Annotated in this window: 11 protein-coding genes and 1 pseudogene; 3 read left to right on the forward strand and 9 right to left on the reverse strand. The window is 70.9% G+C overall.

From position 1 onward, the window contains the following. Window positions 1-2 precede the first annotated feature (2 nt). The 7 genes from SRB17_RS39875 to SRB17_RS39905 all read right to left on the reverse strand — a co-directional run bounded on the left by SRB17_RS39875 (window position 3) and on the right by SRB17_RS39905 (window position 9,947). On the reverse strand, window positions 3-1,493 hold the full coding sequence (locus SRB17_RS39875) for an MFS transporter (protein WP_323377348.1): 1,491 nt from the start codon (window positions 1,491-1,493) through the stop codon (window positions 3-5). Next, window positions 1,490-4,036, reverse strand: a complete 2,547-nt coding sequence (locus SRB17_RS39880) for a glycoside hydrolase family 3 protein (RefSeq protein WP_153546292.1) — start codon at window positions 4,034-4,036, stop codon at window positions 1,490-1,492. Before SRB17_RS39880 ends, SRB17_RS39875 begins: the two co-directional genes overlap by 4 nt. Then, on the reverse strand, window positions 4,033-5,130 hold the full coding sequence (locus SRB17_RS39885) for an LLM class flavin-dependent oxidoreductase (protein WP_323377349.1): 1,098 nt from the start codon (window positions 5,128-5,130) through the stop codon (window positions 4,033-4,035). The genes SRB17_RS39880 and SRB17_RS39885 overlap by 4 nt, the downstream gene beginning before the upstream one ends. 153 nt (window positions 5,131-5,283) lie before the next feature. Then, on the reverse strand, window positions 5,284-6,840 hold the full coding sequence (locus tag SRB17_RS39890) for a carboxylesterase/lipase family protein (protein ID WP_194294278.1): 1,557 nt from the start codon (window positions 6,838-6,840) through the stop codon (window positions 5,284-5,286). Window positions 6,841-6,979: 139 nt separating this feature from the next. Next, the gene (locus tag SRB17_RS39895; RefSeq protein ID WP_323377351.1) at window positions 6,980-7,387 is read right to left on the reverse strand and encodes a C-glycoside deglycosidase beta subunit domain-containing protein; all 408 of its coding nucleotides are present in this window, start codon (window positions 7,385-7,387) and stop codon (window positions 6,980-6,982) included. A gap of 29 nt (window positions 7,388-7,416) precedes the next feature. Then, entirely contained in the window at window positions 7,417-8,433 is a 1,017-nt protein-coding gene (locus SRB17_RS39900) for a sugar phosphate isomerase/epimerase family protein (RefSeq protein ID WP_153546298.1), read from the reverse strand. Window positions 8,434-8,564: 131 nt separating this feature from the next. Then, window positions 8,565-9,947, reverse strand: a complete 1,383-nt coding sequence (locus SRB17_RS39905) for an MFS transporter (RefSeq protein ID WP_194294279.1) — start codon at window positions 9,945-9,947, stop codon at window positions 8,565-8,567. 265 nt (window positions 9,948-10,212) lie between these two features. Here SRB17_RS39905 and SRB17_RS39910 point away from each other — a divergent pair, with 265 nt between their 5' ends. The 3 genes from SRB17_RS39910 to SRB17_RS39920 all read left to right on the forward strand — a co-directional run bounded on the left by SRB17_RS39910 (window position 10,213) and on the right by SRB17_RS39920 (window position 13,014). Next, window positions 10,213-11,151 (forward strand): sugar phosphate isomerase/epimerase family protein, encoded by a 939-nt coding sequence (locus SRB17_RS39910; RefSeq protein WP_153546301.1) that lies wholly within the window; start codon window positions 10,213-10,215, stop codon window positions 11,149-11,151. Further along, window positions 11,148-12,140, forward strand: a complete 993-nt coding sequence (locus SRB17_RS39915; RefSeq protein ID WP_153546303.1) for a sugar phosphate isomerase/epimerase family protein — start codon at window positions 11,148-11,150, stop codon at window positions 12,138-12,140. The genes SRB17_RS39910 and SRB17_RS39915 overlap by 4 nt, the downstream gene beginning before the upstream one ends. An 88-nt stretch (window positions 12,141-12,228) precedes the next feature. Next, the gene (locus SRB17_RS39920) at window positions 12,229-13,014 is read left to right on the forward strand and encodes a TIM barrel protein (RefSeq protein ID WP_153546305.1); all 786 of its coding nucleotides are present in this window, start codon (window positions 12,229-12,231) and stop codon (window positions 13,012-13,014) included. A 514-nt stretch (window positions 13,015-13,528) separates the two neighbouring features. Here the strand turns inward: SRB17_RS39920 and SRB17_RS47030 are convergent. Together SRB17_RS47030 and SRB17_RS48680 are read right to left on the reverse strand one after the other, a co-directional pair. Then, window positions 13,529-13,714: pseudogene (locus SRB17_RS47030) on the reverse strand (acetyl-/propionyl-CoA carboxylase subunit alpha); the annotation flags it as partial. A 61-nt stretch (window positions 13,715-13,775) separates the two neighbouring features. Beyond that, entirely contained in the window at window positions 13,776-14,132 is a 357-nt protein-coding gene (locus SRB17_RS48680) for a hypothetical protein (RefSeq protein ID WP_153546308.1), read from the reverse strand. Window positions 14,133-14,159 lie beyond the last annotated feature (27 nt).

The following is a 14,159-nucleotide window of genomic DNA, read 5'->3' on the forward strand; positions in this document are numbered from 1 at the left end:
GGTCACTGGGTAGCGCGCGGCGGGCGCCCCTGCCCCGACGGAGGATCGTCCTCCTGCCGTGCACGGGACGGCAGGGCGAGCCCGACGAAACACGCGAGGGTCACGATCCCCGCGGCGGCCAGAAACGCCAGGCCGAAGCCCCGGGTGAGGGCCGTGTCCGCCGTCACGCGCCCCTCGGCCGTGAGGAAGGCGGTGCGGGCCGCGGCGAGCGTGACCAGAGCGGCGAGGCCCACGGCGCCACCGATCTGCTTGGCCGTGTTGAGCAGCCCGGACGCCAGACCGGTCCGGTGCGGTCCCGCGCCCGCGACGGCCGCGAGCGTCAGCGGCAGACCGGCCGCCCCCAGGCCCACCATCGAGAGGAACAACGCAACTGCGACCTGCCCGGCGTAACCTCCCTGGGGAGTCAGACCGGACAGCCACGCCAGGGCGGCGGCGGACAGCAGCGAACTCGCCAGGAACGTCGCACGCGAGCCGAGCAGCCCGACCAGCCGGGAAGCACCGGCCGCGCCCAGAGCGACACCCGCCGCGCCCGGCAGAAGCGCGACACCGGCCGGCAACGGGCTCATGTTCTGCACCTGCTGCAGGTGCAGGGACAGAAAGAACATCGTCGCCGGAAGCACGCCCCCGGTGAGCGCGGCCAGCACGACGGCCAGCGTCAGCGGCCGGCTGCGGAACACGTCCAGCGGGACGACCGGGTCGCGGGCCCGGCGCTCCCACAGCACGAAGCCGGCCAGCAGCGCCAGCGCCGCCGCGAGAAGCCCCAGGACGGAACCGGAGGCCCAACCTCTGTGCTCCGACAGGACGATGGCTCCCACCAGACCCGCCGTGCCGAGGGTGACGGCGACCGAGCCGGGCAGATCCAGCCCACCCGGCGTCCGCTCGCGCGGCCCGTCGCGCAGTGCCCAGGCGGCGGCGAGCAGCAGCCCGGCCCCCGCGGGCACGTTCACGAACAGCACCGAGCGCCAGCCGAGCAGCCCGGTGAGCAGTCCGCCGAAGACGCCCCCCAGGGCGCTGCCGGAGCCTGCCGCCGCCGTCAGCAGCGCCAGCGCGCGTGGCCTTTCCCGGGACCCGGTGAAGGAGGTCGTGACCAGGGTCAGCGTCGTGGGTACGAGGAGAGCGCCCCCGAGCCCCTGGACGAACCGTGCCGCCACCAGCTGCCACCCGGCCTGCGCCAGTCCGCCCGCCATGCTCGCGGCGGTGAACAGCGCCAGTCCGGCCAGGAACACACGCCTGCCCCCCAGAAGGTCGGCGGCACGCCCGCCGAGCAGCAGGAAGCCTGCGAAGGTCAGGGCGTAGCCGTTGACCACCCACTGCAGGCCTGCGGGGGACAGCGCGAGATGCGCCCGCATCGAGGGCAGCGCCACGTTGACGATCGAGACGTCCAGCACACAGATGAACGTGGCCGCGCACGCGATCGCCATGACCGCGCGGGGACGTCCCGCACGCTTCTCGTGCTGGGCGTCCCCCGCGTGCCGGTCCAACGCGGCCGTCACAGGTCGACCTCCAGCCGGTAGGGCAGCTCCACCGACGACCGGCCCACCAGAATTTGGTGCGTTCCCGGGGCGATGGACCAGGCGGCCCCGGTGGGGTCCCACCGGGCGAAGGCGCGCTCGTCCAGCGCGATGCGGACCACGGCGGTTTCTCCCGGCCCGGCGCGCACGCCGGCGAAGCCCGCGAGCCGGATGTCCTCCTCGGCCGGCCCCTGGACGTACACCTGAACGACCTCCCGTCCGGCCCGCCGCCCGGTGTTGGTGACGGTGACCGTGACGTCGAAGCGTCCGGGCGTACCGTCGTCCGTGGCTTCGGCACGGGCGTCGAGGTATTCCCACCGCGTGTACCCCAGCCCGGACCCGAAGGCGAAGCGCGGCGGGACACCCGACCGGCGCAGGTGGCGGTAGCCGGTCGGTTCGGCGGCCGTGTAGTCGAGGGCCAGGTCCGGGTCGAGGCGCTCGCCCCAGGTGGAGCGGTCCTCGTCCCGGCGGGTGACGGTGACGGGCATGCGGCCGGAGGGCTCCAGGTCGCCCGCGAGGACCGAGGCCAACGCACTGCCGAACTCCTGCCCGGGCAGCCATGCGTAGAGCACCGCGGCGACCTCGTCGGACCAGGGCGCGTCGATGGGACGGCCGGCGTTGACCACCACGACGGTCCGCGGATTGACCGCGGCGACCCGGCGGATGAGCTCCACCTGGTCGGCGGGGAGCCTGGAGTCCTCCAGGTCCCGGCTCTCGCGTGACGTCTCCAGGGTGTCGCCCACGACCAGCACCGCCGTGTCGGCGGACGCGGCCGCCGCGACCGCGCGCTCCAGCGCGTCCGCCGGGCGGGGCGGCACACAGCCCACGGTCAGGGCCTGGACCCGGGCGCCCGGCGAGTCCATCCGGACGGCGATCGTGGCCGGCACGCCCGCCGTGAGATCCACCTCGCCCCCTGTCGTCTCGGCACGGGCGACCTGCCCCATCACGTCGCCCGGGGCAGGCGCCGGACGCCGGGCGATCACCTCGCCGTCGACCGTGAGCACCGTGTCGCCCGACCCTCCGGCGGCGAAGACGTACCGCCCGGTGACCTCCGGGACGAACACCGCGGTCAGCCGCAGCCGGCAGGGCTCGGTCGTGGCACCCACCCCGGGGATCGACCCGAACCAGACGAAGGTGCTGTCGGCGCGCACCTCACGGAGCATGGGATCCGGCCCGGTGCCGGGACGTGCGTACTCCAGCAGGATGCCCGGCTCGCCGTCCGGCGTGGTGACCGGGAAGCGGCCCAGCGGCTCGGGCCGTGTGTGCCCGACGCCGGATTCGTGTACGACCGTGCAGTGCGGCCCGAAGCGGTCCCGGAGTGCTTCCCAGGGGGTGGCCGGCTCTCCGGCCGGGCGTATGCGTCCGAACGTCGCACCCTGGTAGCAGGGCTTCTGCGCGTTCGGCCCGAGCACCGCCAGCCGCTCCCCCGCCCGCGGCGACAGCGGCAGCACCTCGCCATGGTTGCGCAGCAGTGTGAACGACGCGGCGGCCGCGGCGGCGAGCACATCGGGGGCCCGCTCAGCGCTCACGTGCCCGGCGGGCACAGCCGCCCGGGGTCCGGCACCGGCGAGGGCGCCGACCCTACCGGCGAGCCGGAGCAGTCGCAGGGCCGCGTCGTCGACGACCTCCTGCGGCACCTCGCCCCCCGCGACCGCGTCCGCGAGCCGCTCACCGAGATGGATCGCCGGGCCGGGCATCTCCAGGTCCAGCCGGGCGAGCGCCGGGGCCACGGTGTCAGCGAGGGCGAAGTAGTCCGAGACCACCAGCCCGTCCCAGCCCCACTCGTCCTTGAGGATCCCGATCAGCTCGCGGTGGGAGGTGCACGGTGTGCCGTTGAGACGGTTGTAGGCGGCCATGACCATCCACGCGCCCGCCTCGATCGCCATCTCGAAGGGCCGCAGGTACACCTCGCGCAGGGTGGTCTCGTCGACGGTGACGCTCATGCGCTGCCGCTCGGTCTCGGTGTCGTTGCAGACCAGGTGCTTGGGACAGGACGCGACCCGCTGACTCTGCAGCCCGGACACGAACGCGGCACCGAGGGTCCCGGTGAGGAACGGGTCCTCCGAGATCATCTCGAAGGTACGGCCCGAGAGTCCCGTGCGCGCCAGGTTGAGGTTCGGCGCGTACACCGCGGCGAAGCCTCTGCGCAGCGCTTCGGAGCCCTGGGCCAGCGCGACCGACCGCACCACCTCGGGGTCCCAGGTGGCACCCAGCGCGGTGCCGCAGGGCAGCAGCAGTGAGGTCTCCCGCTCGTCGAAGGTCGGGCTGACCACGCCGAGAGGGCCGTCGCCCATGAGCAACGCAGGGAGGTGGGCCTGCGGGGCGGGCAGGGTGCTCCAGCCGTTCGCGCCCGCGGTCAGCGTGGCGCGCTGCCGCGGCCCCAGCGCCGCCAGGGCGGCGGCCAGGTCGTCCTCGGGGCGGGCCGGAGGGAGCGCGTGGTCCTCCGGGGCCTCGCCCGGGGCTTCGCCGGTGCTGACCGAGGCGATCGCCGCCGCGTCCGGGAACGGGGAGTGCGAGGCCGTCATGAACGGAACCTCGGCATGACCTCGCGCGCGAAGAGCTCCAGCGAGCGCCTGCCCCACTCGGTGCGCTGCGGGGTCAGGGTCCCGCCGAGGAAGCCACCGAGGATGTTGCCTATCCCCACGCCGGCCACCTCACGCAGGTGCTCCGCCACCGTGTCCGGGCTTCCCCACAGGCACCAGGTGCGCTGCCAGCCGGGTTTGCGGGCGTCGTGCACGGGCCCGAGCTCCACGCCGCTGAGCTTCTCGGCCGCCTTGTTGGCACCGTGCTCACGCTCCACGGCGGCCTGGTACAGCTCGATGATCTGCTGGAACTCGTCCTCGGCCTGCTCGTCGGTGGGGGCGACGTGGACGTGCTGGTAGGTGTGGGTGGTCCAGCCCAGCGCCCGGTCGACGGCCTCCTGCCCGTGCCCGGCGGCTTCCAGGGCGTCCCGGTAGGCGGCGAAGTGCCTGCGCAGGTGGACGAGGGGCTCGCCGTCGTCGAGCGCGGGAGGAGTGAAGGCGGGGATGAAGGCGGGCTGGGCGAGCTGAGCCGCGCGCTGGGTGCTGGACGGGCGCAGGGCCACCGACATGAGCTGCGGTCCCTGGACGGAGTACGGAGCGGGGACGATGCGGGAGACCACCGAACCCCGGTAGTGGCCGTTGTCGAAGACGACCGGCTCGTCGTCCGTCTTCTTGTCCCACAGCCGCTGGACGATCTCCAGGTTGGAGACGGACAGCTGCGGGGTGTCCTTGTAGTTGATGCCGAGGCCGATCATCTCCTCCGGCGTGGTGCCGCTGCCGATGCCGACGAGGACCTTGCCGTCGGTGAGCTGGTCGAGGAGGTTCAGCCGTTCGGCGAACCGGACGGGGTGGTGCAGCGGGATGGTCTGCACGGAGAAGCCGAAGTGCAGTCTGGGCAGGCGTGCCGCGAGGTACGCCGCGAACATCATGGGGTCGCTGGCGGGAGGCGCGTACCCGGTGAAGTGGTGATCCGGCAGGAAGACGGCGTCGAATCCCAGACGCTCGACGTCGGTGGCGTGCTGGACCATGGCCTCCATGACGGCACGGTCCTCGTGCGGTCCCGCCGAGCGGGTGGTGAGGAAAGCGGAAAAGCGCACAGTGACCTCCAGACCGGCCCGTCGCGACCGATCAAATTCATAATTTTGGTTCTGATACTTGAGTATGTGGCTGCCCATAGAGGGGTGTCAACGACGCGTCCGCGGAGCCGCCGCAGGACGGCGATGGGCGCGGACGCACCGGTACGGCTCCGGCTACGGCCGGCCGAGGGAGTGCCAGAAGGAGCACCGGTGTTCGGCCCGGTAGTCGGGCATCACCGAGACGTTGTCCGGGCTGAGCTGCACGACTCCGTCGCCGCCGCCCTTGTACACGGGCCAGTGGGGCTGCCCGTGGCCGTCGGGGTCGCCCCGCCCGGCGAAGTTCGTCCAGTACCGCATGATCCGATCGGACAGTGCCCGCTGCGCGGGGGTGAACGGCGCGGACTGCTCGGCGAAGCCGTCCTGGAACAGGTAGGCGAGGTCCGCGCTGTGGGCCGAGCCCATCTGATAGCCCGCCGGGACCGGAGAGGGGACTGTGAGCGGTGGCGCGTTGGGGTCGTACAGCTCGTAGTAGTAGGTGGTCGTGTGCGCCGCGAAGACGTCCGCGGTGGACAGCTGGCCGCAGCCGCCCAGGCCGGCCGAAACGCCGCTGTCGGTGAGGACCGCGGCCTCGGCGTACGCGGGGTCGGTGTAGTCGGCGGCCGGGTACTCCGCGAGGATCTTGTCGGCCTGGTCCCCGAAGAAGGTGCGCATCACCGAGCGGTAGCCGTCCTCGGTCTGGGGGAAGGGCGTGCCGATGTACTGCAGCATCGCCCGGGCCTCGTCACGGGTGGTGCCCAGCAGGACCGGCACCTTGGTCCACGTGCCGGACCTGACCGCCTCCAGGGGCTGGACGGGCAGAGCGTTCCCGCCGGCCGCCGCGTTCCAGGCAAGGCCTCCGGGCATCTTGGCCGCCGCGTCGAGCAGCTCGGCCCCGGACTTGCCGCGCAGACAGGCCAGTTGGGCCGTGGCACCGATGTCCGGGCAGCCCGCGGCCTTGACGACCGCCAGCAGGCCGGCCTCGTACGACGCCTTCGGCACGGTCGGACAGGTGCCGCCGCTCTGCAGGACGGCAGCGCTGAACAGCCCCTTGGCCGCGGGCGCGGCGAGCATGTTGCACACCGAGAAGGCCCCGGCGGACTGACCGTCGATCGTCACGCGGCCGGGATCGCCGCCGAACGCCGCGATGTTCCTGTTCACCCAGTGCAGGGCGGCCAACTGGTCGAGGAATCCGTAGTTCCCGGAGTTGCCCTGCTCGTGGTCGAGGGAGGCCAGGGACAGGAAGCCGAACACGTTGACCCGGTAGTTGATGCTCACCACGATCGCCTCGTTCTTCGCGGCGAGCCGGCTGCCGTCGTACAGTCGGCCGGCCCCCGAGCCGTAGCCGCCGCCGTGGATCCAGAACAGCACCGGCAACCGCTTCGCGTCCGCTCGGGCGGGCCGGTAGACGTTCAGGTACAGGCAGTCCTCCGTGGTGCTTGCCTGTCCGGGCAGCAGGCCGCCGACGGACTGAGCACAGTCCGGAGGGGCGGTGGTCGCGGCACGCACGCCCCGCCAGGCGGAGGCCGTGGCCGGAGGGCGCCAGCGACGGTCACCCGTGGGCGGCGCCGCGTAGGGGATCCCGAGGAAAGCGTCCGAGCCTGCCTCGCGGGCCCCGCGAACCCAGCCGTCCTCGGTCTTCGCCAGGGGCGCGGCGCTGATGTCCGGCGAGGCGGACACCGCAGGCGGTGCCACGAGCGCAAGCAACCCGAAGAGACAGGCGGCCAGGGACGCTATGCCGACGCGCCAGCCTCTGCTATGAAACGCTGACGGTGACACACTTGACTCCCTTCATGGGGAAATTGCTGGGCGACGGTCAGGCGATCAGGGACCTTTACGCCGCCGTACCGCCTCCGGAGCTCTCAAGGCGCAGCCGCTTGTGGTCGCGGCCTCCGCCGGGCACCGGCATGTAGGAGATCCGCAGCCGGACCGAGACCGCGACGTCGTGTTCGCCGGGGCCGAGCGGCTGGTCGGTCTCGAAGGAGAGCACCGCTCGTTCCCCCATCTCCCAGCGGTCGTCGGTGACGTGCGGCAACTCCGCGAAGGTGTAGGTCGTTCCGTGCACGGTGAAAGCGGTGCGCCCGGGGGGCACCGGACGGCCGTCGAGAGTGAGGTCGACGACCTCGACCATGGACAGGAACAGCCCTCGGTAATAGGGCATTCTGACGTCCAGTTCCCCGCCCGGGCGACCGTCGCCGCGGGTGCGGAACCCGTCCTCGCAGATGATGTACTTGTCGAACACGATGCTGTCTCCCGTGATGGTGGGGGTGGTCAGGCCGTCTCGCCCAGGAGGCGGGCGAGCAGCGTCTGCTGCCTGCGCACCTGCTCGACGCTGTCGACGCGGAAGGCGTCCTGGATGTGCCGGTTGCCCTCGTACTCGCTGGAGAGGAAGCCGGAAAATCCCCCGTCGACCAGCACGGGGACGATCTCCTCGTAGGGGATGCTGTACTCGGCGCCCTCGTCGGTCATCTCGTAGAACTTCGCCTGGACATGCCCGATGAAGGGCATGTGCGCGAGCATCTCCTTCGGCTCGGTCCAGATGTAGTGGGTGGCCTGCCGGGCCAGCGCGAACTCGACGGGCCCGCCGCCGCGGTAGTTGACGATGTCCATCAGCGCGTGGGTGTCGCCATGGTCGTCGTAGGCGCGGACGATGTAGTCCACGAGGTCGGGCCGCGCCCCGTCGCGCAGCGCCCGCTCGCTCACGACGCGCGGGAACCGGCGCACATGGATGCCCATGTCCGGCATCAGACCGAGGACATGGGCGCCGAAGCGGTGCATGACCTCGAGGTGCTCCACGATCCACGGGTGCTCGAAGTGGAACGGCGCGTGGACCTCGAGCAGCAGCCGTACCCCCCGCTCCTCGGCGTAAGGGGCGACGGCCGCCATCACCTCGGGCGAGAAGTTGACGGTGGCCTTCACGATCGGGGCGCCGAGACCGACGGCGATGTCGATGTCGCGGCGGACTCTGGCGGCCTGCTCGTCGAGGCTCAGCAGCCGGCCCGGATGCAGCTTCGTGTCGAGGAAGGCGTTGGTGGCCACGGGCGTCGTGCCGTAGGTGCGCATCCAGCCGTGCCAGCGCTCGACGAACTCTTCGGTCAGCTCGGGATAACCGGGGATCGACTGCTCCGGGATGATCTCGATTCCCATCGCTCCCATGTCCGCCGAGGCGGCCACGCAGTCCTCCACCGACATGGTCCGCAGGAAGTACTCCTCCTGGAAGGAGTAGAGGCTGACCCCGCGGCGGACGCGGTGCTGCGAGTTGTCGGGAATGGGTGTCTCGGTCGTCATGGGGGCGGCGCCCTCCTCTGTGTAGTGTGTCTGACGGAAATATTAGATTAAGAATGTTGATTTTGGTACGGCCTGAGCAAAGATCTCCCTGGCAGAGAGCCCGGGATGCCGCCGGCCTCGTGGTGCGAGGGTCAGTCCCGGCCCGCGCGGGAGGCGCCGTCGAGCTCGGAATGCATCTCCCCCTGGCGCTGGTCGAGGTCCCAGAAGAGCATCGTCACCGCCTGCGCGGCGACCAGGAGCAGCGGTACTCCGTAGAACATGAAGCGGATCGCGGTCAGCGCGGGCCCGCTCGTCGCCCCGGGGTGATAGCCGGACAGACTCAGGCCGTAGGCGACCGCGGCCATGCCGAGAGCGGAACCGAACTTGGTCGCGAAGCTGATGCCCGACGACAGCAAGCCCTCGTTGCGCGTCCCGTACCGCCACTGCTGGTACTCGACGGTGTCGGCGACCATCGTGAACATCGACACCATCGACAGACCGATGGCGAACGTGGCGATGACGTAGAGAGTAAGGAAGAGCGGGATGTTTCCCTCCGCCGGGAGCATCGCGGCCCAGCCGGCGAAACCGACGGCCAGCGCGATCAGGTTGCCGCGCCGTTTGCCGAAGCGACGGTAGTGGGCGGGAGCCGCGATGCCGCCGACGATCATCGTCCCGGACACCAGGGGCATCAGCACCGAGATCGCCCACGGCGCGCGCAGCACCGACAGCGCGAAGTAGACGGTGACGCCGAGCACCATGGAGAGCCGTACGAAGTTGAGGACGCCGTAGATGAACGTGACCTTCCACGGCCGGTTGCCCCAGAGCATCCGCAGCGCGGCACCCGGGCGGACGTGCCCGGACTCGGCTGGCAGCGCATGGCGCTCCCTGCACGTGACGAAGGTGACCGCGAAGAAGCCGACGCTCAGCACACTGTAGATCGCTGTCGCGATCGTCCAGCCCCGCTGCTCATTGCCGGCGCCGAGCCAGGCCACAAGCGGGGTGGTCGCCGCGGTCACGACGATCGACCCGACGGAGCTGCCGATCGCGCGCAGGCCGCCCATCTGCATCCGCTCGTGCGGATCGCGCGTCATCATCGGCAGCAGCGCGCTGTAGGGGACATTGACCAGCGAGAACAGCAGGCCCAGCGTCAGATAGGTGAGGAAGGCGTAGACGAGCTTGCCGCTGTCGCCCAGTGGCGGGACGGTGAAGGTGAGCACCCCGACGACGCCGAACGGCACCGAGACGAGCGCCAGATAGGGCCGCGCTTTGCCCCACCGCGACGTCGTACGGTCCACCAGGATGCCGATGACCGGGTCGACCACGGCGTCCAGCAGCCGGGCGACGAGGAAGAGGGTGCCCAGGGCCGCTGCCGGCATAAGGGCGACATCGGTGTAGTAGTACAGGAGGAAACCACCGACGAGGTTCCACGAGAGGTTGGAGGCGAGGTCGCCGGCTCCGTAACCGGCCTTCTCCCGCCAGCCGAGACGGACCGTATGTTCCCCGGCCAGGTGCGGCGTGACCGTACTGCTTGCCATGTTCAGCCTTCCGCTTCTTTGCGGGACAGCGCCTGTTCGGCGGCGCGGGATCCACAGGGCACACCACCGCGGTGCACCGGCGCAAGACGGAGGAGAATCCAGAATCCAGATTTTACTTATCCACGCCATGGATACCCGGCCTGCCCCGGCCGACTCCTCCGGCACATGTCCGAGAGGTGGCGGGCTACTTCTGGAATCAGCACATCGATTCTGTTCTAATGGCCACCCGCAACGGCCGCACCCGTCCCTCAGGAGTTGACTGCCCATGACCGCGCTCCGGTGGAGCTACATGGACCACTGGCGGGTGGACAGCCCGCGCGGGCCGGTGACCCAGTACGCCGCCCGCCGTCACATGGACGACTTCGTCAAGCAGATCAGCGCCGTCGGATTCGAGGGCCTGGACATGTTCGACTTCCAGGTCTACGCCCTGTCCGGCATGTTCGGTTCCGTCGAGAACTACCAGCGCTATCTCGCCGACCACGGCATCGAGAAGATCGCCAACCTGTTCCGCGGCATCATGTACGACCCGCGCGTCGCCGACGCCCACGTCCGCGAGACGCACGACGAGATCGTCGGCAGCACCCGCCGGATGCTGGGCATGTGGGACGCCCTCGACATCGAGAGCCTCATCGTGATGCCGGCCAGCCTCTACACGCAGACCGCACCGGTCACCGACGACAAGATCAAGGCTGCGGCCGACTGCTGGAACCGGGTCGGCGAGATGACCCTGACCGAGTTCGGTGTCCGCACCACCTGCCACCACGAGTTCTTCTGCGCCATCCGCACCGAGGACGACATCCGCAAGTTCTACGAGTGGACCGACCCCCGGTATGTGTCCTTCTTCTGTGACACCGCGCAGCACTGCATCGCCGGCATCGACCCGGTGGCCCTCTTCATGGAGCTGCACGAGCGCTGCTCGGGCTTCCACTTCAAGGACACGCGCCAGCGCGACACCACCGAGGCCTACCGGCACGCCCCCGACGCCGAGCTGATGGCCCCGCAGACCGACCGGTGGTTCCACGAGATGGGCGCCGAGGGCGGCCTGGTCGACTTCCCCCGGCTGATGCGTGCCATCAGGGAGGTCGGCTACACCGGCTGGATCACCGTCGAGCACGACAAGGCCAACATCGGCGGCGACTACGCCGAGGCCACCGCCCTGTCCATGTGGTACGCCCGCAACGTCCTGTCGGGGATCTACGCATGAACAACCCGATCCGCCTGGGCTACGCGATCAACCAGTGGAAGCCCAACTTCGACGACTTCACCCGCCCCGAACAGCACGAACGTGCCCTCAAGGTCATCGCGGCCTGCGGGTTCACCGGCGTGGAACTGCGCGCGGGCACCGGCCGCTGGGACCCCCTCGGACGCCCCGCCTCGATCGCGGCGACCTACGGCTCCGCCGACGCCTTCCTCGACCTCGTCCGCGGCATCGGGCTCACCGTGTCCAGTTGGTACGTCGACCCCGGCGAACCGGTCGACGAAGAGCTCAGCCGCGGCCGGTCCGTCCTGGACCGCGAGCAGCACGGCGAGATCGTCCGGGCCCTGCTGCCCTTCGCCGAGTTCCTGGCCGCGGCGGGCGGCACCCGACTGGTCGTACGCGCCCTGCCCGCGGCCTGGACGCTGGAGCGCCCGCTCCCCCACACGTTGATCGCCGACGCCGCGGCCGGCTGGAACGCCGTCGGCGCGGCCGTCGCCACGACCGGCGTACGGCTGTCCCTGCACGCGGACTGCCTGAGCGCCGCGGCGGATGAGAAGACGCTCGCCGCACTGCTCGCCGAGACCGACCCCTCCCTGGTGGGCCTCACGCTCGACACCGCCGAGCTGACCGTGGCCGGCCTCGACCCGGTGCGGGTGTTCGACGCGCATCACGACCGGATCGATCACCTGCACCTGAAGGACACCCGGTACGTCGACGAGACAGGGGAACGCCTCCTGCCGCATGCGGAGGCGAGCATGCTGTCCGAGGGCGGCGCACGCGGCATCGAGCGCTGGTTCTACGAGTGCGGCACCATCGGCGGTCTGGTCGACTTCGCTGCCCTGGCCGAGCGTCTGCGCGCCCACGACTGGTCCGGCTGGGCCGTCTTCGAGAGCGAGCAGACCCCGAACCCCTCCCGCAGCACCATGCTCAACGGCTGGTACGCCCAGCGGCTGCTACCCCGCCGACACCCAGCGGCCGGCACCGCAGGCGCCTGAGATCGCCGTCCCGCACCCGGGTTCCCCGAGGTGTGCCGGTCCCTCCCGCGGTCACCGTCGCGGGTGCTCCACCACTCTTGCAGGAGTCATGATGTCCCGTACCGCCCCGCTGTCCGTCAATGTCGAACTGCTGTTCCGGGAAGCCGGCGACGACCTGGGCGAACGCATCCGCGCGGCGGCCGACCACGGCATCGGCACCGTGGAGATCTGGTCGCACAGCGACAAGGACCTCGACGGCATCCGCAAGGCCCTGGACGCCACCGGTTCGTCCCTGCGCACCCTGCTCGTCGAGGGCCGTCTCACGCTCGCGGACGCCCGCACCCGTGAGGAGTTCCTCGGCCACGTCCGCGCCGCGGCCGAGGCCGCCGTCCGCCTCGGCTGCACCCGCATCGTCACCGGCTCGGGCGTCGGGCTGCCGTACATGAAGCGCGCCGTCCAGCACTCGGTCGTCGTCGACGCCCTCAAGGCCGGCGCCGAGATCGCCGCCGCGCACGGCGTGACGATCCTGCTGGAGAACCTCAACACCCGGGTGGACCACCCCGGCACGCTGTTCGACACGACCGCCGAGTGCCTCGCCGCCGTCCGCGCAGTCGGCTCCCCCGGCCTCGCCCTGCTCTACGACGTCTACCACTCGCTGCAGATGGGCGAGGCACCCGAACGGGAACTCGCCGGGTCGGTGGAGTACGTCTCACACGTCCAGATCGCGGACCTCCCGGACCGCACGGAGCCGGGCACCGGCACGGTGGACTGGGCCGCACAACTGCGCACCCTGCGCAGCCTGGGCTACGACGGCCCGATCGGTCTTGAATACCAGCCGACCACGGACTCCCGCACGTCCCTGCGCGCCATCGAGGCGATCGCGGCGGCACTCTGAGTCCGCACTGGGGGCGGGCCGGGGCCCCTCATCGTCCGGTCCGCCCGCCGTCGCCCCCCGGTCGGACGCCTCCGCGGCGTGCTGTGTCGCAGTGCCAGCACGGTACGCCGCTACGCCCACGCGGACACTCCGGACCACATGCTGGTCACGCCGTGGCTCGGCCACCGAGGCCTGGCCCACTACGGATCGCCCAGAAGCCCAACCGCCCGCCAAGGGACCCCCTGGCTCGGCCCCGACAGCTTCCGCAACGACGAGAGCCTCGGTTCCCAAACACGTCCTGGACCACTGCCCCGACCCTCCCTCGGTCGTCCAGGGCCTCATTCATGGTCGTCGCAACTGCCCCGGGGCCAGCGTGTACGTGAACTCGCCCCCAGGGGGTGTTTCGACCGTTCACACGGCGACAGCACTGACCTGCCCGGGGCTGGAGTGGGCAGGGTCGGTTAGCGGGGCCCCGGCCTCTGGGGTGCTGCACGATGTGCACGCCGAGGACGGCGTCACGGCATGTTTCGGAGGAAGGGAACGAGGCTTCCTCTACCAGCTTCTGGTGGCGATGCTGGAGGAAGCAGTCATGCATGCAGATGACGATGTGGCCGTGCTTGGCCAGGCACCCGGACTTCATGTGGCGGGGCTTGTCGAGGTAGCGCTTGACGAAGAGGGCCTCGTCCAGCGTCCGATCGACATTCATGCCGCGGCCGTCACCGAAGGGGCAGGCGGACGACGCCGCCCGGCCCCTGGTCCACGGGCCTTCGCCGCTGCGGCTATCAGGGGCAGCATCCTGTTCCCCGTTCGGCGCGCAGTCGGTTCAGAGAGGCGGTGAGCCGTGTGATGCCCTCGTCGAGAGTGTCGAGGTCGGCCGCGAAGGAGAGGCGGAGGTGCCGGTGGCCGCTGGGGCCGAACTCGCTTCCGGCGCGTACGGCGACGCCGTCCTTCAGGAGCAGCGGGACGACGTCCGTGGAGGGGAGGTCGACGTCGTAGCGGGCGTACGGGCGAGCCGACCGGCCAGCCTGGCGAGTGTCGGAGACTGGCGCTGGTGGCCGCTGGATGCCCTGCCGCCGAACCTGTTCGAGTGCAGTGCGCAGATCCTCACAGCCTGGCGCCCGGATCTCCCGATCGACCACGCCCCGCCCGCTTCACCCTCATCAGTG

The sequence above is a fragment of the Streptomyces sp. RB17 genome (assembly GCF_009604455.1).
Lineage (GTDB): Bacteria > Actinomycetota > Actinomycetes > Streptomycetales > Streptomycetaceae > Streptomyces.